This is a genomic window from Novosphingobium sp., from assembly GCF_039595395.1.
Lineage (GTDB): Bacteria > Pseudomonadota > Alphaproteobacteria > Sphingomonadales > Sphingomonadaceae > Novosphingobium.
The window spans coordinates 3,848,502-3,873,997 of sequence record NZ_JBCNLP010000001.1; the positions used below are offsets into that span (position 1 = coordinate 3,848,502).

Sequence of the window (25,496 nt, forward strand, 5' to 3'; positions counted from 1 at the left end):
CCCGGACGGGGGCCGTAAAGGGATCAGCGGTATGCTATGAGCATCGCGCGCTTGCGGCATCACGCTCCCTCTGGCACCAGCCTTGCGTGTCTTACCCCGGTTCGTTCAGAAAGCATGCCTGTGTCCGTTGCCGCCATCGACCCCGCCCTGTTCCGCCAGACTCTGGGCCATTACCCCACGGGCGTTGCCGCCGTCACCGCGCTGGATGAGGCGGGCGTGCCGCTGGCGCTGGTGGTGGGCAGCTTCACCTCGGTCAGCCTCGATCCGCCGCTGGTGGGTTTCCTGCCCGACAAGCGCTCGACCACATGGCCGCTGATCCACAGCGCGGGCCATTTCGCGGTGAACATTCTGGGCTCGGACCAGACCGCCCTGTGCCGCCAACTGGCCGGCAAGGGCGAGAAGATGGCGGGCGTCGCCTGGCATGTCAGCGCGAACAATCTGCCCATTCTGGACGATGCGCTGGTGTCGATCGAATGCCGCATCGCCTGGGTGCATGAGGCGGGCGACCACCATTTCGTGCTGGGCCAGGTGCTGGACATGAAGGTCCAGCGCGAGGGCGATCCGATGCTGTTCCATCGCGGGCAATATGGCGGTTTCGCGGCCTTGAGTTGAAATCCGGCTTCGCCGGATTTGCGGCACCAGCCCTCTCCCCCGCCCGGTCACGCATCGGTCGTATCCTGTGGGTGGCCGGGCGGGGAAGAGGGCCGGTGCCGCTCTGACCATGTGCCCTTCCGCACATGGTCCAGACAGCGCTCCTGAGCATCGCTGAATGTTCCGTGGCCAGTGCAACGGAATTGAACCCATCTGGCCTTGCCTGCCCACGCCGATGAGCCGAAATTCGGGGCTCAACCGGGGTGTGGACAGCAACAACCCCGGCAGCATCCGCCCGGACCATCCGGGCGGCGTGTCAGAACAGGTCAGAAAGAACGGGTCATGAGTCGCGAATGCATCATCTTTGAAGTCGAAGGGCAGAGCTTTGCCCTCGATATCGGCACCATCCGCGAAATCCGCGACTGGTCGCCTCTCACCCGCGTCCCCGGCCTGCCCGCCGATGTGGTGGGCGTCACCAACGACCATGGCGCGATCCTGCCGGTGATCGACCTGTCGCTGCGGCTGGGCTGGAACCCCATCGCCGACAGCGAAAGCCACTCGATCATCATCGTGCAGTTCGACGATCACACCTGCGCGCTGGTGGTCGAGCAGATCGGCGATCTGGTGCTGATCGATGAGGACGCCCTGCAACCGCCGCCCGAACTGGGCAACAGCGCGGCAGCCGGCAGCGCGCTGCGCTTTATCGAAGGGCTGGCCCCCTTCCGCGAGGGCATGGTGCAACTGCTGAATATTGCCGCGCTGACAGAGGATTGCGTGATGCACCGGCTCCATTCGGCCTGAACCGGGCGCCGCCAGACGGGGCGGATCGCTGACAGGGCTTGACCCCTTGCGGTGGATCAAGGCACCCGGTGTCGGGAACGGCCAGAACGGCCTGCACCTGACGCCGGAGACCAGCCCCCCATGACTCAGACGCCGCAGATCCCCCAGAGCGACGCCGCCCTCTTCACCGCGCTGCAGGCTGATACGGCCGCCGCCCCGCCGCTGGCCGCGCGCTTTGCCGACCGGCCCCGGCGCAGCGCGCTGTTCATGCCCGCCTCCAACCCGCGCGCGCTGGCCAAGGCCCGCAGCCTGCCAGCCGATATCATCGTGCTCGATCTGGAAGATGCCGTCGCGCCCGAACTGAAGGACGAGGCCCGCGATGCCGCCGTCGCCACCGTCTATTCCGGTGGTTTCGGCCACCGCGAGGTCGTCATCCGCGTCAACGGGCTCGACACGCCATGGGGCGCCGAGGACCTCGCCGCCGTCGCCGGATGCGGCGCGGACGCTATTCTGGTCCCCAAGGTCAGCAGCCCCGCCGATGTGATGGCGTGGAACGAGGCGCTCTCCAACGCCCCCGCCGAGTTGCAGCTCTGGGCGATGATCGAAAGCTGCGCCTCGGTGCTGCGTCTGGATGCCATCGGCGCCCTCTCGGGCTCCACGCGCCTCAGCCTGTGGATGGTGGGCACCAACGATCTCGCGCGCGAGATGCGCGCCCGCCCCGGCCGGGATCGCGCCGTGTTCCAGCCGCTGTTGACCTTCGCGGTGGCGGCGGCGCGGGCGCATGGGCTGGGCATCCTCGATGCGGTTTGCAACGATTTCCGCGATCTGGATCGTTTCCGTGCCGAATGCGAGCAGGGGCTGATGCTTGGCTTCGATGGCAAGAGCCTGATCCATCCCGACCAGATCGCGCCTTGCCATGCGGTCTTCACCCCCAGCGCGGAAGAGCTGGAGGCCGCCCAGCGCATCCTCGATGCTTTCGCCGCGCCTGAAGCTTCGGGCAAAGGCGCGATCCGCGTGGATGGGCGGATGGTGGAGCTGCTGCATCTGGAAGAGGCAAAGCGGTTGATCGCTTTGGCCAGGAAAATCAGCGAGTAAGAAGAAAGTGAGAATGCGAGGGTGTTACACCCTCGCGCTCCCATGAGTTGTCAGCCTTGGCGCTTCGGGTTCGACCATAGAGCAACGTCGCAGCGCCGCAGGCAAGTCTTGATCGCACAGCGCTATCGGGTTGAAAGCCTGCGGCGCCTCAGATTGTGCAGGTGGAGAGTTCCGGCACAAGGATTCGGCGCCACCGCCCTCTCGCCGGAAGACGTTCTGGGAGCGCGAGGGGGTAACCCCCTCGCATCTTCCCCTAAACCTTAACCAGTCCCTGAACTTCCCGCAAAACCCGCTCCGCATGTTCCTTGCGGCAAATCAGCAGGTCGGGCAGCCACGGGTTGGGCATGTTGTACACCAGCGCCGAGCCATCCATGCGCGAAACATGCAGCCCATGCGCCAGCGCCACGGCAGCGGGGGCGCAATTGTCCCACTCGTACTGACCGCCGGAATGGAGGTAGATGTCCGCCTCGCCGCGCACCACGGCCATAGCCTTGGCCCCAGCCGAGCCCATCGCCACCAGATCGGCGCCCAGAGCTTCCGCGACCGCCACAGCCTCGGGCGCCGGGCGCGAGCGGCTGACCAGCATGCGCAGGGGCGACGGCGCGGGGGGCACCGGCTGCGGCTTGTCGGAACGGAAGACCAGCCCCGGCCCCGGCAGGGCCACGGCGCCCAGCACGGGCTTGCCGCCGATCGACAGGCCGATATGCACCGCCCAGTCGGCGCGTTCCTGACCATATTCGCGGGTGCCGTCGACGGGGTCGATGATCCACACGCGGTCTTTGCTGAGGCGCAGCGGCGTGTCCTTGCTTTCCTCCGAGAGGATGCCGTCATCGGGGCGCTGCTGGGCCAGCGCTTCCATCAGGAAGGCGTTGGCCGCCGCATCGCCCGCCTTGCCCAGAGCCTTGCCCTGAACGAGGCGGCAATCGCGCGTGGCGAGCAGGATACGACCGGCGGCAGCGGCAAGTTGCGCGGCCAGTTCGGCATCATCGGCGATAAGGCAGGAGTTTTCCATCAGATCACAGGCATCCAGACGCCGAGAAGGCGATCGACAATCAATTCGGCAGCCTCTTCGCTAGATAGGCGCGTCGTGTCGATATGCAACTCGGGGTTTTGCGGAGCTTCATAGGGGCTGTCGATGCCGGTGAAGTTGTCCAGTTGCCCGGCGCGGGCCTTTTTGTAGAGGCCCTTCACATCGCGCGCTTCGGCCACCTCCAGCGGGGTGTCGACGAAGACTTCGAGGAACTCGCCAGCCGGGATCAGCCCGCGCGCCAGCTCGCGCTCGGCCCGGAAGGGGCTGATGAAGGCGGTGATGACGATCAGGCCGGCATCGGTCATCAGGCGCGCCACTTCGGCGACACGGCGGATGTTCTCGATGCGGTCGGCCTCGGTGAAGCCCAGATCCTTGTTGAGGCCGTGGCGCACATTGTCGCCATCGAGCAGGAAGGTGTGCTTGCCAAGGGCATGCAGCTTCTTCTCGACCAGATTGGCGATGGTGCTCTTGCCCGAGCCCGACAGGCCGGTGAACCACAGCACAGCGGGCTTCTGGTTCTTGAGGCCAGCATGCGCCTCTCGGCTGATGTCCAGCGCCTGCCAATGCACGTTCTGCGCGCGGCGCAGCGCGTGGGTCAGCATGCCCGCGCCGACGGTGGCGTTGGTGATCTTGTCGATCAGGATAAAGCCGCCGAGCGTATGGCTGTCGTTATAGGGCTCGAAGGTGATCGGGCGGTCGGTGGCCACCTGCGCCACACCGATGGCGTTGAGCCCCAGCGTCTTGGCGGCGCAATGCTCCATCGTGTTGACGTTGATGGTGTATTCCGGCGCATGGACAGTGGCGGACACCATCTGCGTGCCCAGCTTGAGCCAATAGGCGCGGCCCGGAATCAGCGCATCATCGGCCATCCACACCAGAGAGGCCTCGAACTGGTCGGCCACCTCGGGAGGCGTGTTGCTGGCGGCGATCACATCACCGCGCGAGCAGTCGATCTCATCCTCGAAGGTCAGCGTCACGGACTGGCCCGCGACGGCCTCATCCAGATCGCCATCCAGCGTGACGATGCGCGCCACACGGCTGGTCTTGCCCGAAGGCACGACGCGGATTTCATCGCCCGGCTTCACGCTGCCGCTGGCGATCAGGCCAGCGAAACCACGGAAGTCCAGATTGGGGCGGTTGACCCACTGCACCGGCATGCGGAAGGGCTTGGCAGCCTCGCGCGTGGTGTCGACCTCGACAGTTTCGAGGTGATCGACCAGCGTGCGCCCGAAATAGGCCGGGGCCTTGTACCAGGGCGTGTTGTCTGACAGGCTGGTGATGTTGTCACCCATATAGCCGCTGATAGGCAAAGCGGTGAAATGCTTGACCCCGATGCTTGTCGCAAAGGCGCGGTAATCGGCGACGATCTCGTCAAAGCGGGCCTGATCATAGCCGACCAGATCCATCTTGTTCACCGCCACCACCAGATGGCGAATGCCCAGATGAGTTGCGAGGAAACTGTGGCGGCGGGTCTGGGTCCAGCACGCCCTTGCGCGCGTCGATCAACAGGATCGCCAGGTCGCAGGTGGAGGCGCCGGTGGCCATGTTGCGGGTGTACTGCTCATGGCCGGGGGTGTCGGCGATGATAAACTTGCGCTTTTCGGTGCAGAAGTAGCGGTAGGCCACGTCGATGGTGATGCCCTGCTCGCGCTCGGCCTGCAGGCCATCGACCAGCAGCGCCAGGTCGACGTCGTCGCCCGTGGTGCCGACTTTCTTCGAGTCGCGGGTGATGGCCTCCAGGTGATCCTCGTAGATCATCTTGGAGTCGTGCAGCAGGCGCCCGATCAGGGTGCTCTTGCCGTCATCGACGTTGCCGCAGGTGAGGAAGCGCAGCAGTTCCTCTTGTGCTCGTGCTGGGCCAGGTAGGCGTCGATGTCCTCGCTGATCAGCGCGTCGGTGACATAGATCGGATCGGCAGCGAGGTTTTCGATTTGCGTGGCCATCTCAGAAATAGCCCTGACGTTTCTTTTCTTCCATCGAACCGGCCTGGTCATGGTCGATGACCCGCCCCTGGCGTTCGCTGGTGGTGGTCAGCAGCATTTCCTGGATGATCTCCGGCAGCGTGCTGGCGCTGCGATTCCACCGCGCCGGTCAGCGGGTAGCAGCCCAGGGTGCGGAAACGCACCATGCGCTGGCTGATCACTTCGCCCGGCTGCAGATCGATGCGATCGTCGTCGACCATCATCAGCATGCCGTCGCGCTCCACGACCGGGCGCGGTGCGGCGAAGTACAGCGGCACGATCGGGATGTCTTCCAGGTAGATGTACTGCCAGATGTCCAGCTCGGTCCAGTTGGAGAGCGGGAAGACGCGGATCGACTCGCGCCTTCTTGACCTTGATCTGGCCGTTGTAGATGTTCCACAGCTCCGGGCGCTGGTTCTTCGGATCCCAGCGGTGCGAAGCGGTCGCGGAACGAGTAGATCCGCTCCTTGGCGCGCGATCTTCTCCTCGTCGCGGCGCGCGCCGCCGAAGGCAGCGTCGAAACCGTACTTGTCCAGCGCCTGCTTCAGGCCCTCGGTCTTCATCATGTCGGTGTGCTTGGCGCTGCCGTGGACGAACGGGTTGATGCCCTTCGCCACCCCTTCCGGGTTTTGACGTGGACCAGCAGCTCCAGGCCGCTGATTCCTCGCGGGCCATCCGATCGCGGAACTCGTACATCTCGCGGAATTTCCAGCCGGGTGTCGACGTGCAGCAGCGGGAACGGCAGCGTGCCCGGAAAGAAGGCCTTGCGCGCCAGATGCAGCATGACGGCTGGAATCCTTGCCGATCGAGTACAGCATCACCGGGTTGATCAGACTCGGCGGCCACCTCGCGGATGATGTGGATGCTCTCCGCCTCCAGCCGCTCAAGATGGGTCAGGGTTTTCGTCATGGGCTCGTTTCTGACTGTGTTGATCGCAAGGACTCAGGGGCTCGCGGATGGCGCCCGATCTGGGAGTTCACCCGCTCAAAGGCAAACAAGCGATTCTTGGGGCCAGCATAGATGAGCCCCGCTTATACGAAGGCTTAACGCGCGGCAGGCTGCACAGGGGCCGTGACCTGCGCCGGGGCCTTGGCCTTCTTTTCGGGCGCCAGCACCTTGGTCACGAGCTGCCAGGCCGAGATCGCCAGCACGATCGCCAGAATCGGGCGCAGCACCTTGTCCGGCGCGCGGCTGGAGACCAGACTGCCGACGATCACGCCGGGGATCGACCCCACCAGCAGATTGACCAGCAGCAGCCCGTTGACGTCCCCGATGATCCAGTGCCCCACGCCCGACACCAGGGTCAGCGGCACGGCATGGGCGATATCGGTGCCCACGATGCGCGCGACCGGCTGGCCGGGATAGAGCAGGATCAGGATCGTCACGCCGATGGCGCCCGCCCCCACCGAGGAAAAGGTCACCGCCGCCCCCAGCACCGCGCCGAGCAGAATGGTGAACAGCGTCGTGCTGCTGCCCGGCGCTCCGGTGTTTCCGCGAGAGCTGGCGTAGTCGATCAGCTTCTGCTGGAACAGAACGGTGATCGAGGTGAAGACCAGCATCACCGCCACCACCAGCAGCATCACATTCTGCGCCGAGGCGGGCGGATGCGACATATGGCTGAGCACGATCAGCGAGAACACCGAAGCCGGGATGCTTCCCGCCGCCAGCAGGCCGACGATCTTCCAGCTCACCGTCGCGCGGAAACCATGCACGGTGGAGCCCACCGTCTTGGTGCCCGCCGCGAACAGCAGGTCGGTGCCCACCGCCGTCTGGGGGTTCACGCCGAACATCAGCACCAGCAGCGGGGTCATCAGCGACCCGCCGCCCACGCCCGTCAGGCCCACCAGCAGACCCACCATCAGCCCGGCCACCGCATGCATTTCATCAAGGTGACCCAGCAGTGTGCCGATGCTCATCCGCGCGCATTCCTCAACTTCAAGACCTGCGCTTGTTCAGGTGCGCCCGCCGCGAGATGCTGCGGGGCCACGCCATGGATTCGGCGACAGACTGCCTATCCTGCCACGCCGCAACCGGCACCGCCAGAGCGGGCCGACAGGCGCCGGATGCGGGCGGGGTAAGGGCCGCAAACCCTATTGGCAAGATAGACTACCCGGCACCCCTGCATAGATTTTCTGTATGCGGGTCATATCTTGGCGCCATGTGGGGCCCTTCCGGGCACATTCGTTTCACACCAGCGATACCGATGCTTTTGGCGGCCGCATCACTTTTGCGAAAAACCGGCTCCCACTTTTTCGCGTGATGCGCGTTTCCAGCGGTCGCATCACTTTTGCGAAAAACCGGTTCCCACTTTTTCGCGTGATGCGCGTTTCCGGTGGTCGCATCACTTTTGCGAAAAACCGGTTCCCACTTTTTCGCGTGATGCTCTAAAGCGACCCTTCGCGAGGCTCCCGCATGGAGGCCTCAAAGCTTTCAGGATGGGTGGGCACAGGTGGCAAGGCCGGTATTTTTCGATCCCTCGGGGCGCCGGCGGCGCTGGACGCGGCGCGGCCTGTTTGCCGCGCTGCTCCTGCTGGTGCTGGCCGCGGTGGGCTTTGCCTCGACTGTGGTGTCGATCCCCGCGCCCTCGCCGCTGCCGCTGGGGTTTGAACGGCGCACGCCTTTGCGCTTCCGCGCGCAGGTCGCCCAGCTCTCGCATGGCATCACCAACCTGTTCGCCGGGGCGCCCAAGCCGCGTCCGGGCAAGGTGACGCAAAAGCCGGTCTCGGTCGGTTTCTACACCACCTGGTCCGACAGTTCGGCGCCCAGCCTGGTGCGCCATATCGGCCAGCTCGACTGGGTGGCGCCCACGACGCTGGCCATCGACAAGACCGGCAAGGTCGTCGAGCATGAGGATCAGGCCTTCCGCCGCATCATGCTGGGCAGCCTGCGCCGCCCGCTGGTCGTCGATGTGCTGCAGAATGTGGTGGGCGACGATTTCTCGGGCGCGGCCACGCAGGCGCTGTTCCACTCCCCCGCCAAGCGCAAGGCGCTGATCGACGCGCTGACCGCCTTCCTCGACCGCACCGGTGACGCGGGCATCATGTTCGACTTCGAATCGGTCGATGCGCGCGACATGCCCGCCTATCGCGAGCTGATCGGCGAAACCAATGCCGCGCTCGACAAGAAGGGCAAGATCGTCTCGGTCACCCTGCCCATGGAGGGCGAAGGCTGGAGCCCGTCGCAATTCGCCGCCGTCTCCGACAAGATCGTGCTGATGGCCTATGACGAGCATTGGCAGTCGGGCAAGTCCGGCCCCATCGCGTCGAACGACTGGTTCACCCGGAAGATGACCAAGGCGCTGCAGGGCATGCCCGCCGACAAGGTGATCGTGGCGCTGGGCTCCTATGGCTATGACTGGCCCAAGGACAAGCCCGCCGACAGCCTCTCGGTCGAAGAAGCATGGCTGGCGGCGCATGACTCGGGCGCCAACCCCAGCTTCGATCGCGGCAGCGGCAACACCGGCTTCTCCTATCAGGAGGGCGATGTCCGCCACGATGTGTGGATGCTCGACGCCGCGGCAAGCTGGAACCAGATGCGCATCCTGTCGCATCTGGGCATCGGCAGCGTGGCGCTGTGGCGCCTGGGCACCGAGGACCCCGGCTTCTGGCAGGCGCTGGGCACGTGGCGCGGGGGAAACGGCACGCCTAACCTCAGCCAGATCACCCAGAGCAGCAATGCCGACGTGGAAGGCCAGGGCGAAATCCTGCGCATCACCGCCACGCCGACCAATGGCGAGCGGCAGGTCAGCTATGATCCGAAAACGGGTCTGGCCAACAATGTCAGCTACAGCAAGCTGCCCACCCCCTATGTGGTGCAGCGCACCGGCGGCGCGAACCCCAAGCTGCTGGCGCTGACCTTCGACGACGGGCCCGATCCCAAATGGACCCCGCAAATCCTGGCCATTCTGGAACAATATAAGGTGCCTGGCACCTTTTTTGTCATTGGCGAGAATGGCGTGGCCAACCGCGAGATCCTGCAGCGCATGGTGGCCGCCGGGATGGAGCTGGGCAATCACAGCTACACCCACCCCAACATGGCCAATTCCACCAGCACCAGCATCAATCTGGAGCTGAACGCCACCCGCCGCCTGATCGAGGCCTACACCGGCCGCTCGATCCGCCTGTTCCGCGCCCCCTATTTCGGTGACGCCGAGCCGACCACGGCCGACGAACTGGTCCCCGCCAAGATCGCGCAGGACCATGGCTATACGGTGGTGGGTCTCCACATCGACACCGAGGACTGGCAGACGCCGGGCGTGCAGCGCATTCTTGACGAGACCTTCCGTCAGGTCGCCGCCGCCACGCCCGACAAGACCGCCAATGTCATCCTGCTTCACGATGGCGGCGGCGATCGCGCCCAGACCATCATGGCCCTGCCCGCGATCATCACCGGCCTGCGCCAGCGCGGCTATACCTTCGTGCCGATCTCCACGCTGGCGGGGCTGACGCATGAGCAGGTGATGCCGCCGCTGGCCGGTTACGATCTGGCCGCCGTGCGCGCCGACGTCTTCGCCTTCACCGCGTTGGACGTCATCCTCAAGGTGCTGAACTGGACCTTCTTCTTCGCCATCGCGCTGGGCGTCATCCGCTCGGTCAGCCTGGTGATTCTGGCGCTGCTGCCGGGCCGCCGCCCCGCGCCCGAGCCCGAGGCCACCTTCCGCCCCAAGGTCACGGTCATCATCCCCTGCTTCAACGAGGAGAAGGTGATCGAAAGCTCGGTGCAGCGCATCCTGCAATCGACCTATCCCTATCTCGACGTGATCGTCGCCGATGACGGCTCGAAGGACCGCACCAGCGCCATCGTGTCGGAAAAATTCGGCGACAATCCGCGCGTCAGGCTGCTGACGCTGGAGAATGGCGGCAAGGCGGCGGCATTGAATCGCGCGCTCAAGGACGCCACCGGCGAGATCATCGTCGCGCTGGATGCCGACACGCAGTTCGAGAAGGAAACCGTGCTGCGTCTGGTGCGCTGGTTCATCGATCCGCGCATCGGCGCGGTGGCGGGCAACGCCAAGGTGGGCAACCGCGTCAACCTCGTCACGCGCTGGCAGGCCGTGGAATACACCACCGCCCAGAACATCGAGCGCCGCGCCCTCACCCAGTTTGACGCCATCATGGTCGTGCCCGGCGCCGTGGGCGCCTGGCGCCGCAAGGCGCTGGAGGAAGTCGGCGGCTATCCCGAGGACACGCTGGCCGAGGATCAGGATCTGACCATCGCCATCCAGCGCAAGAAATGGAAGATCGCCTACGACGAGCAGGCCGTGGCATGGACGGAAGCGCCCGAGAGCTTCGCGGCGCTGGCCAAGCAGCGCTTCCGCTGGTCCTTCGGCACGCTGCAGTGCCTGTGGAAGCACCGCAAGATCTTGCGCAAGGGCAAGCCTGGCGGTCTGGCCTTCATCGGCGTGCCTCAGGCCTGGCTGTTCCAGATCGTGTTCGCCTGCATCTCGCCCTTTATCGACCTCGCGCTGGTGATCTCGATCATCGGCACGATCCTGCGCGCGCTCCAGCATGGCTGGGCCCAGACCCAGACCGATGTGATCCGCATGGGGATCTATTGGGCCAGCTTCACGCTGATCGATCTGGCCTGCGGTCTGGCGGCCTATCGCATGGATGTGCGCGACAAGACCTTCCGGCCCTTCCTGCTGCTGTCCCAGCGCTTCGTCTATCGCCAGTTGATGTATTCAGTGGTGATCCGGGCGGTGTCGGCGGCTCTGCGCGGTGTGGGCACTGGCTGGGGCAAGCTGGAGCGCACCGGGCGTGTGAGTGCGCCTGAGCTGGTGAAGGAAGAAGGCTGAAAGAGATAAGTGCGAGGGTGTTACACCCTCGCGCTCCCATTCATGTCTGCGTGGCGCATCGGGTTCGGCCTTGCGCAAGGTCGCTGCGCCGCAGGCATCATTCCCAAGCATGGCTATCATTGCTTGCAACGCTTTACGTCGCACAGGTGGAGAGGCGATGCACGAGGATGCGGCGCCACCACCCTCTCGCCGGAAGACGTCATGGGAGCGCGAGGGCCCGGAGCATGTCTCTTGAGACATGCGACCAACAAAGACTTCCCCCTCGCATCTTCCCTTTTGCAAACCTTCAACAAAAAACGGGCCACCCTTCGCGAAAAGGGCGGCCCGTCTCTTCAGGCTATGACCTCAGGCGATCAGAAGCGCACGGTCGCTTCGATGCCATAGGTACGCGGGGCGTTGAAGTTGCCGTAGTCGCCCAGCACGTTGTTGATGTTGCCGGTGTTGCCAGCGGCGGGCGTCACGGCGGGCAGGCTGTTCGACGGGTCGCGACGGAAGACGTGCTGTTCGTCGAACATGTTGCGCACCCAGCCCGCGACGGTCAGCTTCTGGCCGGTGCCCAGCGGGATATCGGCCAGGGCGACGCGACCGTTGACCAGGAACGAAGCGTCGTTGCGGGTGGCGAACTGGTCGAAGGTCTGGGTCGATTGCGAGTAGTTGCCGTCGATGTGGAAGCGCAGTTTGGCGTTGCCGGCGGGGATCTCGTAGTCAGCCGAACCCGAGGCGGCGTTGCGGGGCGTGAACACGATGTACACGTCCTGCACGATGTTGGTGAAGGGGTTCAGCACCGGCGGGATCTTGGTGTAGGTGTAGGCATAGCTGGCGTTCAGCGTCAGGCCCTCGACCGGCTTGACGGTCAGGTCGGCCTCAATGCCGCGGATCTTGGTGACGCCGGGCGCGTTGACGGTTTCCAGCGTGTTGACGTTCGAGCCGCTGACGGGGTCCGAATAGATGCTGTTGAAGTCAACCTGCGAGCCCTTGCGGTCCATGATGTAGCCCGCGATGTTGAAGCGCACGTGGTGGTTCAGCAGGTCCGACTTCAGGCCGATTTCGTAGCTGTTCACGGTTTCCGGGTTGAAGGCCAGATAACGCTGCGAACGCGAGGAGGCACCGCCAGCGCGATAGCCCGAGGCATACTTGGCATAGACATGGACGTTCTGGTCGACGTCATAGGCGATGGTGGCCATCGGGTTGAAGCGGTCCCAGCTCTTGTTGAGCGGGAGATAGCCGGTGGCCGTGGCGGTCAGCGCCGGGTTGGCGTTGCGGAAGGTGTTCAGGATGCCCCACTTCTTGTCGTGGGTGTAACGGCCGCCCACGGTGATGTGCAGCGCGTCGGTGGCGTTCCAGGTGGCCTGGCCGAAAGCGGCGTAGCTCTTGGAGTTGACGGTCGAGGCGCGGTCGATCGAGGCGAAGGGGTTGGTGAACACCGCCGAGTTGATCGTGTAGCCGGTGACGTTGCCGGCGGCGTCGGTGGTCCAGGTGTTCGAGTTGGGCGTGGCGGCATTGTCAGCCACGTTCTCGACGAAGTAATACAGACCCGCGACGTAATCGACGTTCTTCACCGAACCGACAGCCTGGAATTCCTGGCTGAACTGGTGCTGCCACAGATTGGCCAGCGAATAGCGGCTGAAGGCGCCATTGGCGGCATAGACCGGCACGCGGTGCGCACCGCCCGAGTTGTCCCACTGGGTCGAAGTCACACCGCGCCAGGCGGTGATCGAGCGCAGCTCGATGGCGTCGGACAGGTGATACTTCAGCGTGTTGGTGAAGCCATGGGTGCGGTCGATGCTGGGCTGCTGCGGCACGCCGATGTCGGCCACGTCCATGCGGGTCTTGCCGTTGATCACGACCTGGTTGGGCAGAGCCTTGACCGTGCCCGACAGGCCGCCGGTGAAGTTGGTGCCGGGCAGGGTGCAGGCGGCCACGGCGGTGCCGGCGCGGCAGCCGTTGGGGTTGTAGTTCAGCAACTGGCTGTAGAAGGCCGAGTTGGCGTCATAGCCATTGTCATAGCTGAAATCGTCGGTCAGGCCCTCGAAGGGCTTCCAGCGCACGGCGATGCGGCCGCCGCGACGGTCGTAATAGTTCCAGCCGACCTGACCCTGCAGCGGGTTCTTGGTGGTGGCACCCTGATACTGCACCACGCCGTCCAGCTTGACCGAGAAGTTGTGATACTCGGGCAGGTCGAGGTGAACTTCGCCGGTGTAGGCGCCGTAATTGCCGATGCCGCCACCGATGCGGCCCTCGAACTTGCCCGAAGGCGCGCGCGAGACCAGCGAGAGGGCGCCGCCCTCGGTGTTGCGGCCGAACAGCGTGCCCTGCGGGCCCTTGAGAACTTCAACGCGCTCGATGTCGAACAGGCCGGCGTTCAGGCCGTGCGAGCGGCCCAGATAGACGCCGTCAACATAGACGCCCACGCCCTGCTCACGAGCGGGCTGGTTGGCGTCGAGCGGCACGATGCCGCGGATGCCAATGGTCAGAGCGGTCTGGCGGGCCTCGAAGGTGGCGACGCGCAGCGAGGGGATCGCGCCGTCGGCCAGATCGTAGAGGCTCTGGACGTGGCGGTCCTTGATGGTTTCGGTGCCGATCACCGAGATCGAGATCGGGGTCTTCTGGAGGTTGGTCTCACGCTTGGTGGCGGTGACCACGATGTCGGCGATGCCCTGGCCTTCGGCGACTTCGGTTTCGGCAGCCGGAGCATCGGCGGCGAAGGCCGGAACGGCGCCCTGCATCGCGGCCAGCGCGGCCACCGAGCAGGTGAGCTTGAACAATGTCTGCATGATCGAAATCCCCATCGGCAAGAAGGCTATGGGAAGCGATCATGCCGATTCGACCGCTGTCCCCCCTGTGAGGCGGCGGTTAGGAAGAGCGGATGACGGTTCGGAGACTGATTTATTGCTTGTTTGTGGCTTATTGAAGTCAGTTCGATGACAATAAAAAATGTATAAAAACAACGCATTGTTGTTATGGAACAAGAGTTTGCGACAGTTTGTATGCGCTATGTTCCATGGTTGAGGTAGGAGGCGCAGGAGCAGGTGGGGAGCCTGAAATTCCGGTGTTCCGGATGGGCTACACAACTGCCACCATATTTTATTGCGTTGATTTAAAAGTAAAAATTTAAATCCTCTCGCAAGGTTCGGATTGAGAACTGCGGAGGTGGCCGTGGGGGCGTATAAAAAGATTATTAAGAGTGACGGGCGCGAGCTTGCCAATTGAATTTGTGATGTTTTTGCCACATATGCCGGATTGGTGGATTTTTATATAGTAATTTAATAGTATTTGATCCGGTTGAAGGGTTCTGAATGCTTTCGGCATCAAATTTGGTTTGGGGCTTTTGAGGGGTTTTACAGGAAGGCAATGCGAGGGGGTTACCCCCTCGCGCTCCCAGAACGTCTCCCGGCGAGACGGTGGTGGCGCCGCATCCTTGTGCGTCGCTCTCCACCTGCGCGACGTAAAGCGCCGCAGGCATCATTCTTGCCTGCGGCGCGGCAATCTGGGCGCAAGGCCGAACCCGATGCGCGAGGTGGACATGAAAGGGAGCGCGAGGGCGATGGTCCTCGCATCTATCCTTCCGAACCTAAATTCTTGTGAACCTAAAATTCCTCTTAAATCACCCCGCTTCCCAAGCCCGAAAAGCCAGCCTAGGATCAAGATCTCCCCCCACCTCCCAAACTGCGGAGAACATTCGATGAGCATCCATGGCAAGATCTGCATCGTTACCGGCGCGGCCAGCGGCATCGGCCTCGCCATTGCCAAGCTTTACGTCACCAATGGCGCGAAAGTCGCCATCGCCGACCTGAACATCGAGGCCGCCAGCAAGGCCGCCGCCGAGCTGACCGCTCAGGGCCCCGGCGAGGCGATCGGCATCGCCATGGACGTCACCAATGAGGAGGCCGTCAACGCCGGTGTCGCCAAGGTGGTCGAGACCTGGGGCACGGTGGACGTGCTGGTGTCGAACGCGGGCATCCAGATCGTCAACCCCATCGAGAACTATGCCTTCAGCGACTGGAAGAAGATGCTGGCCATCCATCTGGACGGCGCCTTCCTGACCACACAGGCCGTGCTGCCGCATATGTACAAGCAGAAGTCGGGCGCGATCATCTTCATGGGCTCGGTCCATTCCAAGGTCGCCAGCCCGCTCAAGTCGGCTTACGTCACCGCCAAGCATGGCCTGCTGGGTCTGGCCCGCACCATCGCCAAGGAAGGCGGCACCAAGGGCGTGCGCGCCAATGTGATCTGCCCCGGCTTCGTGCGCACCCCGCTGGTGGACAAGCAGATCCCCGAGCAGGCCAAGGAACTGGGCATCAGCGAGGACGAGGTCGTCAAGAAGGTGATGCTGGGCGAGACGGTGGATGGCGAATTCACCACCGTGGAAGACGTCGCCGAGACGGCGCTGTTCTTCGCCGGTTTCCCGACCAATGCGCTGACCGGCCAGTCGCTGGTGGTCAGCCATGGCTGGTTCACTGAGTAAGCTTTGGAAAAAGGCTGAAAACATGCGGGCGGGTGGGGCATTTGCCCCACCCGCCTAATACGCAATGATACAAATAACGGCAATTTGTGCCTTGAGCCTGATACAAGGCCACGCCAAAGCGCAACGCTGCTAATCGGCCCGAATGTTTGCTCCCCCCTGTTCTGCCGATCAAGCACCATAAGACCCGCCAGGAGAAGACCCTTGACCATCGAGCACGACGACTACGCACCGCGCCGCCGCCCCCGCTGGGTGGCCTATCTGCTGGTCGCTGTCGGTGTGGGGGCTGTCGCCTGGGCGGGCAGCTATTTCGCGGGGGCCGGTGCCAAGAAGAATGCGCGCCATGGCCGCCCGGCAGCCGCCGTCGCCACCGCGCCGGTCGAGGCGACCGACATGCCGGTGCTGGTCAAGGCCATCGGCACGGTGACGCCGATCGACAGCTCGGTGATCCATGCCCAGCTTTCGGGCACGATTTTCTCGATCCTCTTCACCGAAGGGCAGATCGTCAAGCAGGGTCAGGTGATCGCTCAGGTCGATCCGCGCCCCTATCGCCTGGCGCTGGCCTCGGCGCAGGCGACGCTGGCCAAGGATCAGGCGACTTTGGGCGCCGCCCTGCTCGACCTCAAGCGCTATGAGACGCTGGCCGCGCAGGACTCAGTCGCGCGCCAGACGCTCGATACGCAGCGCGCCACCGTGGGTCAGGCGCAGGCCGCCGTCGCGGCGGACAAGGCCGCGATCGGCACGGCGCAGCTCAATCTGCAATACACCGCGGTCAAGGCGCCCTTCACGGGCCGCATCGGTCTGAAGGCGGTCAGCGTCGGCACCTATGTCACCGCCGCCGACACCAATGGCATCGCCACCATCACCCGCACCGATCCCATCGACATCACCTTCACCGTGGCGCAGGCCCAGCTTGCCGACATCAACAAGGCGGCGGGCAGCGGCGCGGGCCTGCCCGTCACGGCGCTGGATCAGGATGGTGTGACCGAGCTGGCGAAGGGCACCTTCTCCACCTTCGACAATCAGATCGACACCACCAGCGGCACGGTGAAGGCCAAGGCGCGCTTTGCCAACCCCGGCGCCAATGGCGGCAAGCTGTTCCCCAACCAGTTCGTCAATGTGGCGATGCTGGTCACGACCCTGAAGCAGGTGCCCACGGTGCCGGTCAGCGCGCTGCGCCATGGTGCGCCGGGCGATTTCGTCTTCGTGGTGGTGCCGGGCGACGACAAGGATTCGAGCAAGACGCCGGACAGCTCGGCTGACACCAAGAGTGCCGACGGCAAGTCGGGTGAGCCCGCCGGGCCTTCGAGCAAGGTCAAGCTGGTGGTGGTCAAGACCGGGCCTTCGGATGGCACGCATGTCGCCATTCTGCAGGGCCTGACCAAGGGCCAGCAGGTGGTGAGCGAAGGCGCCGACGGGCTGGATGATGGATCGAGCGTCCGCGTCGGCGGCGGCAAGAACCATGGTGGCCAGGGTGGTCAGGCCGGCCAGAATGGGCAGGCCGGCGATCAGGCTGGCACGCACAAGGGTCACCACCGCAATGGCCAGGGTGGCGGCGGCAATCAGGGTGGGGCGTAAGGCGTCCCGCCTGTGTCCTCCCCGGCGCCGGGCCTGATCGCCCTGCCCTGCTGCCTCACGCCTCACAGCGCCCTCTGGACCCGTTCTGACCGGAGCCATCATGTCGACCGCATCTGACCATACCTCGCCTGATGGACCCAACCTCCCGCCTGTAGAGGATGTGATCGAGGGCGGCGGTCCGTCGCGCCCCTTCATCCTGCGTCCGGTGGCCACCACGCTGCTGATGCTGGCGCTGATGCTGGCCGGTCTGATCGCCTGGAAGCAGTTGCCGCTCTCGGCGCTGCCTCAGGTCGATTATCCCACGATTCAGGTGCGCACGCTCTATCCCGGCGCCAGCCCGGATGTGATGGCGCTGACCGTCACCAGCCCGCTGGAGCGCCAGTTCGGCCAGATGCCGGGGCTGACGCGCATGACGTCGAACTCCTCGGCGGGGGCCAGCGTGATCACGCTGCAGTTCGGCCTCAACCTCAATCTCGACGTGGCCGAGCAGGAAGTTCAGGCGGCAATCAATGCGGCCAATTCGCTGCTGCCCAGCGATCTGCCCGCCCCGCCGGTCTATGCCAAGGTCAACCCCGCCGACGCGCCGGTGATCTCGATCGGCGTCACCTCAAAAACCCGCCCGCTGGGCGAGGTCGAGGGCATTGTCGAGCGCCAGTTCTCGAACAAGATCGCGCAGGAAAGCGGCGTGGGTCTGGTCAGCATTTCGGGCGGGCAGCGGCCCGCCGTGCGCATCACCGCCAATGTGACGGCGCTGGGCGCGCATGGCATCAGCCTTGAGACTTTGCGCACCGCGATCAGCAACGCCAACGCCAATCAGGCCAAGGGCACCTTCGACGGCCCCACCAAGAGCTGGACCATCGACGCCAACGACCAGCTCGCCAGCGCCGACGAATACGCCAAGCTGATCGTGTCCTGGACCACTTCGGGCACGCCGGTGGTGCTCTCCGATGTCGCCAAGGTGGAAAGCAGCACCGAAAACGTGCGCACCGCAAGCTGGATGAACCGCACCCCCGCCGTCATCATCGACGTGCAGCGCCAGCCGGGCGCCAATGTCATCCAGACGGTGGACAGCATCAAGGCCGACCTGCCCGGTCTGGAAAAGCAGCTCCCCGCCGACGTGAAGGTCACGCTGCTGACCGACCGCACCAGCGGCATCCGCGCCAGCGTGGAGGATGTGCAGTTCGAGCTGGTGCTGGCCGTGGTGCTGGTGGTGCTGGTGATCTTCATGTTCCTGGGCTCGGCGCGCGCCACGCTGATCGCGGGGCTGTCGGTGCCGCTCAGCCTTGTGGGCGCCTTTGCCGCCATGTGGGCGCTGGGTTATTCGATCAACAACCTGACCCTGATGGCGCTGACCATTGCCTCGGGCTTCGTGGTCGATGACGCCATCGTGGTGATCGAGAACATCGCCCGCCATATCGAGGATGGCATGAAGCCCTTCAACGCCGCGCTAAAGGGCGCCAGCGAGATCGGCTTCACCATCATCAGCCTGACCGTGTCGCTGGTGGCGGTGCTGATCCCGCTGCTGTTCATGGGCGATGTGGTGGGGCGCCTGTTCCGCGAATTCGCGGTCAGTCTTGCGGTCACCATCGTGCTCTCCGCCGTGGTGGCGCTGACGCTGGTGCCGATGCTGGCCGCGCGCTGGCTCAAGCCCGAGCATGAGGAGCGCCGCTTCGCCATCGTCGACAAGAGCATGCATGCTTTCGACCGGCTGGCCCATCGCTATGCCAGCGCGCTCGACTGGGTGATGGAACGCCCGAAGCAGACCTTGCTGGTCTTTGCCGGATCGCTGGCCGTCACCGCCCTGCTTTTCGTGGTGATCCCCAAGAACCTGTTCCCCACGCAGGACACCGGGCAGCTTTCCGCCACGATCATCGCGGCCAATGACACCGGCTTTGCCCGCATGAGCCGGTTGCAGAACGAGGTGGCCGATGCGCTGCTGAAGGACCCTGCGGTGGAAAGCCTCAGCTCCTCGGTGGGCGTGGACGGCATCAATCCGATGCTGAGCCAGGGCCGCATGCTGATCAACCTCAAGGATCTGTCGCAGCGCCCCCGCCTCGCCAAGGTGATCGAAAACCTGCAGGAGCGCGCCGCGCAGGTGCCCGGCGTGAAACTCTATCTCCAGCCGGTGCAGGATCTGACCATCGACACCGAGACCGGCCTCACCCCCTATCGTTTCGCGCTCAAGGGCGCGGACCAGAATGCGGTCAATGAATGGGGCAACAAGCTGGCCGGCGCGCTGCAGAACGAACCGGCGCTGCGCGATGTGAACGCGCAGGTGCTGGCGCGCGGCCGCTCGGTGGTGGTGGACATCAACCGCGATGCCGCCGCCCGTCTGGGCGTGACCGCGCTGACCATCGACAATGCGCTCTACGATGCTTTCGGCCAGCGCATCATCTCGACCATCTACACCCAGTCGAGCCAGAACCGCGTGATCCTGCAGGGCACGCCGCAGATGATCTCCGACCCCTCGGGGCTGGAGCAGCTCTACATTCCGCTCAGCAGCGGAACGCAGGTGCCGCTGGGCACCGTGGCCAGCGTGCATGAGAGCGAAGCCCCGCTGGTGCTGGCGCGCGAAAGCCAGTTCCCGCAGGCGACGATCGGCTTCGATCTGGCACCGGGCGTCTCGCTGGGCCATGCCGTGGCGCAGATCGAGCGGGTGGAAAAGAAGATCGGCCTACCCGCTTCGGTCACCACCGATTTCTCGGGCTCGGCCTCGGCCTTCCAACAGGCGCTGTCGAATGAGGGCGTGCTGGTCGCCGCCGCCATCGTGGTGGTCTATATCGTGCTGGGCGTGCTGTATGAAAGCTTCATCCATCCCGTGACGATCCTCTCCACCCTGCCCTCGGCGGGCATCGGCGCGCTGATCGCGCTGTTGCTCTCGGGCTATGGGCTGGGCGTGATCGGCATCATCGGCATCGTGTTGCTGATCGGCATCGTGAAGAAGAACGCCATCATGATGATCGACTTCGCCGTCGCCGCCATGGAGGATGAAGGCCTGTCCGCCGACAAGGCGATCCGCAAGGCCGCGCATCTGCGCTTCCGCCCGATCATGATGACAACCTTTGCCGCGCTGTTCGCCGCCATCCCGCTGATCTTCGGCACGGGCATGGGCTATGAGCTGCGCCAGCCGCTGGGCATGGCCATCGCGGGCGGTCTGATCCTGAGCCAGGTGCTCACGCTCTTCACCACCCCGGTGATCTTCCTGGGCTTCGAGCATTGGCGTGAGCGCCGCGCGCTGCGGGCGCAGCACCAGGCCAACACGCTCGGCGCCGCCAACCCCGGCTCGACGGGTCTCTGATGTCGATCTCCACCCCCTTCATCCGGCGCCCGGTCGGCACGCTGCTGCTGACGATCGGGGTGGCGCTGGCGGGCATCGCGGCCTTTTTCCACCTGCCGGTGGCGCCGCTGCCGCAGGTCGATATTCCCACCGTGATGGTGCAGGCCAGCCTGCCCGGCGCCAGCCCCGCCACCATGGCCAGCACCGTGGCCAGCCCGCTCGAACGCCATCTGGGCACCATCGCGGGCGTGACGGAAATGACCTCGCGCTCCTCGCTGGGCTCGGCGCAGGTGGTGCTGCAGTTCGACCTCGCGCGTGACATCGATGGCGCGGCGCGTGACGTGCAGGCGGCGATCAACGCCAGCCGTGCCGATCTGCCCAGCACGCTGAAAACCAACCCCACCTATCGCAAGGCCAACCCCGCCGACGCGCCGATCATGATTCTGGCGCTGACCAGCAAGACCCGCGCCCCGCATGAAATCTATGACGCGGTGTCGAACATCGTGCAGCAGAAGCTGCTGCAGGTGCAGGGCGTGGGCAATGTCGAGCTGGGCGGCGGCGCCCTGCCCGCCGTGCGCATCGAGATCGACCCCACCCTGCTCACCCAGTCGGGCGTCAGCCTGGAGGATGTGCGCACCGCGCTGCAATCCTCCAGCGCCAACCGCCCGCGCGGCGCAATCGAGGGGATCGACATCAAGGATGGCGGCAAGAACTGGCAGATCTACGCAGGCCATGCCGCGGTGAAGGCCGTCGATTTCGCGCCGATGATCGTGGGCTGGCACAATGGCGCGCCGATCCGCCTCTCCGATGTCGCCAGCGTGCAGGACGGGCCCGAAGACACCCGCACCATGGGCCTGTTCAACGGGCAGAAGTCGGTCTCGATCATCATCACCCGCCAGCCGGGCGCCAACATCGTGGAAACGGTCGATGCGCTGAAAGAGCAGATCGCACCGCTGCAGGCCCAGTTGCCCGCCGACATCAAGTTGTCGATGGCGATGGACCGCACCATCACCATCCGCGCCTCGCTGCATGAGGTGGAAATCACCCTGCTGGTCTCCACCCTGCTGGTGGTGATCGTGGTCAGCCTGTTCCTGCAGAGCTGGCGCGCCACGCTGATCCCCGCCAGCGCGGTGATCGTCTCGCTGCTGGGCACGCTGGGGGTGATGTATCTCTCCGGCTTTCTGCTCGACAATCTGTCGCTGATGGCACTGACCGTGGCCACCGGCTTCGTGGTCGACGATGCCATCGTGGTGGTCGAGAACATCGCCCGCCATGTCGAGGATGGCATGAAGCCCTTCCAGGCCGCGCTCAAGGGCGCGCGCGAGGTGGGTTTCACCGTGCTGTCGATCTCGGTCAGCCTGGTGGCGGTCTTTGTGCCGCTGATCTTCATGCCCGGACTGGTGGGCCGCCTGTTCCGCGAGTTTTCGCTCACCATGACGGCGGCGGTGGGGATCAGCCTTATCGCCTCGCTGACGGTGACGCCGATGCTGGCCTCGCGCCTGCTGGTGCACCACCATCCCGAGGACGGCAATCCGGAGGACAATGCCGTCTTCCGCGCCACCCGCCGCTTCTTCGACTGGCTGCAGGGCCGCTATGGCAAGGGGCTGGACTGGGCGCTGCATCATCGCGGCCCGGTGCTGCTCAGCCTGCTGGGCGCGGTGATCCTCAACGGCTTTCTGATCGGCGTGGCGCCCAAGGGCTTCTTCCCGCAGCAGGACACCGGCGCGCTCAACGGCGGCATCCGGGCCGACCAGTCGATCAGCTTCACCGCCATGAAGGACAAGCTGACCCAGATCGTGAAGATCGTGCGCGCCGACCCCGCCATCGATACGGTGGTGGCCTTCAGCGGCGGCAGCCGCGCGGGCGGTGGTTTCCTCTTCGCCACGCTGAAACCGCGCGGCGAGCGCCCCCCCGCCGATGAGGTGATCCAGCGCATGCGGCCCAAGCTGGCCCGCGTGCGCGGCGTCAGCCTGTTCCTCAATCCGGTGCAGGATCTGGGCGTGGGCGGGCGGCAGACCACCGGCTCCTACCAGTATGTGCTGCATGCCGACAATCCGGCGCTGCTCGCCGATGCCGGGGCCAAGCTGGTCAATGCGCTGAAAAAGCAGGGCACCACGCTGACCGATGTCGACATCGACCAGCAGGATGGCGGCGCCAGCGCCTATGTCACGGTGGACCGTGCCGCCGCCGCGCGTCTGGGCGTGCCGATGAACACCATCGACAATGTGCTCTACGACGCCTTCGGCCAGCGGCAGGTCGCCTCGATCTATCAGGGCCTGAACCAGTATCACGTGGTGATGGAGGCCAGCCCCAACTTCAACGGCAACCCCGAGGCGCTGAAATACATCTACCTGCCGGGCGGCGCGAGCCTCTCGACCAACATCATCAGCACCAACACCTCGCTGGGGGCCAATGCCGCTGTCGGTTCGGCGATCAGCACCAAGGTCAGCACCATGCTGCCCCTGTCCGCCGTGGCGAGCATCAGCTCGACCAGCACCAATGCCTCGGTCAGCCATACCGATGGCGAGCCTTCGGCCACCATCAGCTTCAACCTGCCGCCGGGCATCAGCCTGGGTCAGGCCGCCCAGACCATTTCGGACACGCAGGCCAGCCTGCATCTGCCCGCCACGGTGCATGGCGATTTCGGCGGCACGGCCAAAGTGTTCCAGCAATCGACCGCCTCGACCCCGCTGCTGATCGTGGCCGCGATCTTCACGATCTATGTCGTGCTGGGCATTCTGTATGAAAGCGCGATCCATCCGCTGACGGTGCTCTCCACCCTGCCCTCGGCGGGGGTGGGCGCGGTGATCTCGCTGATCGTGGCCGGGCAGCAGTTCGACCTGATCGCGCTGATCGGCGTGATCCTGCTGATCGGCATCGTGAAGAAGAACGCGATCCTGATCATCGACTTCGCGCTGGATGCCGAGCGTTCGCGCGGCCTTGCCCCCTATGACGCGATCCGCGAGGCCTGCCTGCTGCGCTTCCGCCCGATCATGATGACGACCATGGCCGCCGCCCTTGGCGCCGTGCCGCTGGCCATCGGCTTTGGCGACGGCGCGGAGCTGCGCCGCCCGCTGGGCATCGCCATCGTCGGCGGTCTGGTGGCCAGCCAGTTGCTGACGCTGTTCACCACGCCGGTCGTCTATCTCGCGCTCAACCGCTGGCGCCGCCGCAGCCCCTATGAAACGCTGCTGTCGCGCCACGGCGAAAACTCCGCGCCGCATGATACCACCCCGGTCCCCGGTTCTGCCTGAAAGCCCTGATGCCATGAAGCATGCGTCTCTCATCCTCGCCTCCATCAGCCTGCTGGGCGTGACCGGCTGCTCGATGGCGCCGACCTATCATGTGCCCACCACGCCGCAGGCCCAGACCTTCAAGGCCGAGCCGGGCTGGCAGGTCGCCACCCCCGCCGACGATGTCGCCAAGGGCCAGTGGTGGAAGCTGTTCCACGACCCCGTGCTCGACGGGCTGGTGGAGAAGGTGGCGATCACCAACCAGAACGTGGTCTATTACCGCGCCGCGTGGGAGCAGGCCCGCGCGCTGGTGCAGCAGAACCGCGCCTCGCTGTTCCCCAGCATCAGCAGCAGCGCCAGCACCACGCGCAGCGGCTCCTTCGCGGGTGGCACGGGCGGCAATGTGACCAGCGGGGCCACCACCGCCGTGCGTGTTTCCTCCAGCTACAGCGCCGCCGTTTCCGGCACATGGACGCCCGATCTGTGGGGTCAGGTCGGCAATACGGTGAAGCAGTCCAAGGCTCAGGCGCAGGCCAGCGAGGCCAATCTGGCCAATGCCACCCTGTCGGCGCAAGGCGATCTGGCCACCAATTACATGAGCCTGCGCGGGCTCGACGCGCAGATCGCGCTGCTCGATGACACGATCAAGGGCTACGAACGCGCGCTGACGATTACCAAAAACAAATACGCTTCGGGCACGGTCAGCAATGCCGATGTCTATACGGCGCAGACCACGCTGAACAATGCGCAGGCCAACCGCCGCGATCTGGACCGCCAGCGCGCCACCTATGAAAACGCCATCGCCGTGCTGATCGGCGAGAATCCCTCCTCCTTCAAGCTGGCCCGCGCGCCCTGGGCGCCGACCGTGCCCGAAGTGCCCTCGGCCCTGCCCGGTGACATTCTGCAGCGCCTGCCCACCATCGCCTCGGCCGAGCGCGCGGTGGCCGCGGCCAATGCCAACATCGGCATCCAGAAGGCCGCCTTCTTCCCGACCATCACGCTGACGGGTCAGGCCCAGACCAGCGGCACCGAACTGTCCAACCTGTTCACCGCCGCCTCATCGCTGTGGTCGACGGGGGCTTCGGCGGCGCTGACGCTGCTCGATTTCGGCGCACGCGCGGCCAAGGTGAAGGGCGCGCGCGCCGCCTATGACGCGACCGTCGCCACCTATCGCCAGACGGTGCTGACCGCCTTCCAGGGGGTGGAGAACAATCTGGCCGCCAAGAACGCCTATGCCGAGCAGCAGGGCCAGTATGAGTCCGCTGCCGAAGCGGCCGGCAAGGCCGAGGCGATCACCCGCAACCAATATCTGTCCGGGACGGTGGATTACACCACGGTGACCAGCGCTCAGGCCACCGCCTACAGCGCGCGGGTCAACCAGATCCAGAACACGGTGAACCGCCAGAACACGGCCATCGCGCTGATCCAGTCGGTGGGCGGCCACTGGTAAAAGCCCTGGGAAGGCGGGATTTCTCACCGAAATGGTGGCGATCCCGCTTTCGCAAGCGGCTGGAGGGTCTCAATCCTCCGCAACTCTCTCCGATCCCGAATCGATGCCGCTTCGCAAGGCAGGGTTTCCTGTGCCATTTACCATAACAGACGCATCGACCCTGTGATCCTCAGACCGGCATGAGGGCCGGTCCGGGGATCGCACAAGACCCTTGGTAAAAGGGACAGTTGCCGCCGGATTGGCCC

The 25,496-nt window shown here is 65.0% G+C and carries 14 protein-coding genes and 1 pseudogene; 10 read left to right on the forward strand and 5 right to left on the reverse strand.

Going from position 1 to position 25,496, the window contains the following annotated elements; all coding sequences use genetic code 11:
• Positions 1-114 precede the first annotated feature (114 nt).
• The 3 genes from ABDW49_RS17565 to ABDW49_RS17575 all read left to right on the forward strand — a co-directional run bounded on the left by ABDW49_RS17565 (position 115) and on the right by ABDW49_RS17575 (position 2,466).
• Positions 115-612 (forward strand): flavin reductase family protein, encoded by a 498-nt coding sequence (locus ABDW49_RS17565; RefSeq protein WP_343613486.1) that lies wholly within the window; start codon positions 115-117, stop codon positions 610-612.
• A 321-nt stretch (positions 613-933) separates the two neighbouring features.
• Positions 934-1,392, forward strand: a complete 459-nt coding sequence (locus ABDW49_RS17570; protein WP_343613487.1) for a chemotaxis protein CheW — start codon at positions 934-936, stop codon at positions 1,390-1,392.
• A gap of 120 nt (positions 1,393-1,512) precedes the next feature.
• Positions 1,513-2,466, forward strand: a complete 954-nt coding sequence (locus tag ABDW49_RS17575; protein ID WP_343613489.1) for a CoA ester lyase — start codon at positions 1,513-1,515, stop codon at positions 2,464-2,466.
• A gap of 253 nt (positions 2,467-2,719) precedes the next feature.
• Here ABDW49_RS17575 and ABDW49_RS17580 read toward each other — a convergent pair whose 3' ends face one another.
• The 4 genes and pseudogenes from ABDW49_RS17580 to ABDW49_RS17595 all read right to left on the reverse strand — a co-directional run bounded on the left by ABDW49_RS17580 (position 2,720) and on the right by ABDW49_RS17595 (position 7,373).
• Entirely contained in the window at positions 2,720-3,478 is a 759-nt protein-coding gene (locus tag ABDW49_RS17580; protein ID WP_343613491.1) for a 3'(2'),5'-bisphosphate nucleotidase CysQ, read from the reverse strand.
• Positions 3,478-5,439 (reverse strand): annotated as a pseudogene (cysN, locus tag ABDW49_RS17585) (sulfate adenylyltransferase subunit CysN). The gene ABDW49_RS17580 and the pseudogene cysN overlap by 1 nt, the downstream one beginning before the upstream one ends.
• 47 nt (positions 5,440-5,486) lie before the next feature.
• Positions 5,487-6,074: a phosphoadenosine phosphosulfate reductase family protein gene (locus tag ABDW49_RS17590; RefSeq protein WP_343613493.1), complete on the reverse strand. Its 588-nt coding sequence runs from the start codon at positions 6,072-6,074 to the stop codon at positions 5,487-5,489.
• A gap of 426 nt (positions 6,075-6,500) precedes the next feature.
• Positions 6,501-7,373, reverse strand: a complete 873-nt coding sequence (locus ABDW49_RS17595; protein ID WP_343613495.1) for a sulfite exporter TauE/SafE family protein — start codon at positions 7,371-7,373, stop codon at positions 6,501-6,503.
• Between the two features lie 220 nt (positions 7,374-7,593).
• On the opposite strand from ABDW49_RS17595, the gene ABDW49_RS17600 reads away from it, so the two are divergent.
• Both ABDW49_RS17600 and ABDW49_RS17605 read left to right on the forward strand, forming a co-directional pair.
• On the forward strand, positions 7,594-7,845 hold the full coding sequence (locus ABDW49_RS17600; RefSeq protein WP_343613497.1) for a hypothetical protein: 252 nt from the start codon (positions 7,594-7,596) through the stop codon (positions 7,843-7,845).
• A gap of 61 nt (positions 7,846-7,906) precedes the next feature.
• Positions 7,907-11,251, forward strand: coding sequence for a glycosyltransferase (locus ABDW49_RS17605; RefSeq protein WP_343613499.1), 3,345 nt, complete (start codon positions 7,907-7,909; stop codon positions 11,249-11,251).
• Positions 11,252-11,604: 353 nt separating this feature from the next.
• Here the strand turns inward: ABDW49_RS17605 and ABDW49_RS17610 are convergent, their stop codons facing one another.
• Positions 11,605-14,025 (reverse strand): TonB-dependent receptor, encoded by a 2,421-nt coding sequence (locus tag ABDW49_RS17610; protein WP_343613501.1) that lies wholly within the window; start codon positions 14,023-14,025, stop codon positions 11,605-11,607.
• A 908-nt stretch (positions 14,026-14,933) separates the two neighbouring features.
• Between ABDW49_RS17610 and ABDW49_RS17615 the strand changes: the two genes are divergently transcribed.
• From ABDW49_RS17615 to ABDW49_RS17635, 5 genes are all read left to right on the forward strand, one after another.
• On the forward strand, positions 14,934-15,716 hold the full coding sequence (locus ABDW49_RS17615; RefSeq protein WP_343613502.1) for a 3-hydroxybutyrate dehydrogenase: 783 nt from the start codon (positions 14,934-14,936) through the stop codon (positions 15,714-15,716).
• Between the two features lie 201 nt (positions 15,717-15,917).
• Positions 15,918-17,291 carry an efflux RND transporter periplasmic adaptor subunit gene (locus ABDW49_RS17620; RefSeq protein ID WP_343613504.1) on the forward strand — a complete coding sequence of 458 codons (1,374 nt, stop codon included), beginning with the start codon at positions 15,918-15,920 and terminating at the stop codon, positions 17,289-17,291.
• Between the two features lie 100 nt (positions 17,292-17,391).
• On the forward strand, positions 17,392-20,589 hold the full coding sequence (locus ABDW49_RS17625; protein ID WP_343613506.1) for an efflux RND transporter permease subunit: 3,198 nt from the start codon (positions 17,392-17,394) through the stop codon (positions 20,587-20,589).
• Positions 20,589-23,822 carry an efflux RND transporter permease subunit gene (locus tag ABDW49_RS17630; RefSeq protein WP_343613508.1) on the forward strand — a complete coding sequence of 1,078 codons (3,234 nt, stop codon included), beginning with the start codon at positions 20,589-20,591 and terminating at the stop codon, positions 23,820-23,822. The genes ABDW49_RS17625 and ABDW49_RS17630 overlap by 1 nt, the downstream gene beginning before the upstream one ends.
• Positions 23,823-23,835: 13 nt before the next feature.
• The gene (locus ABDW49_RS17635; protein ID WP_343613510.1) at positions 23,836-25,251 is read left to right on the forward strand and encodes an efflux transporter outer membrane subunit; all 1,416 of its coding nucleotides are present in this window, start codon (positions 23,836-23,838) and stop codon (positions 25,249-25,251) included.
• Positions 25,252-25,496 lie beyond the last annotated feature (245 nt).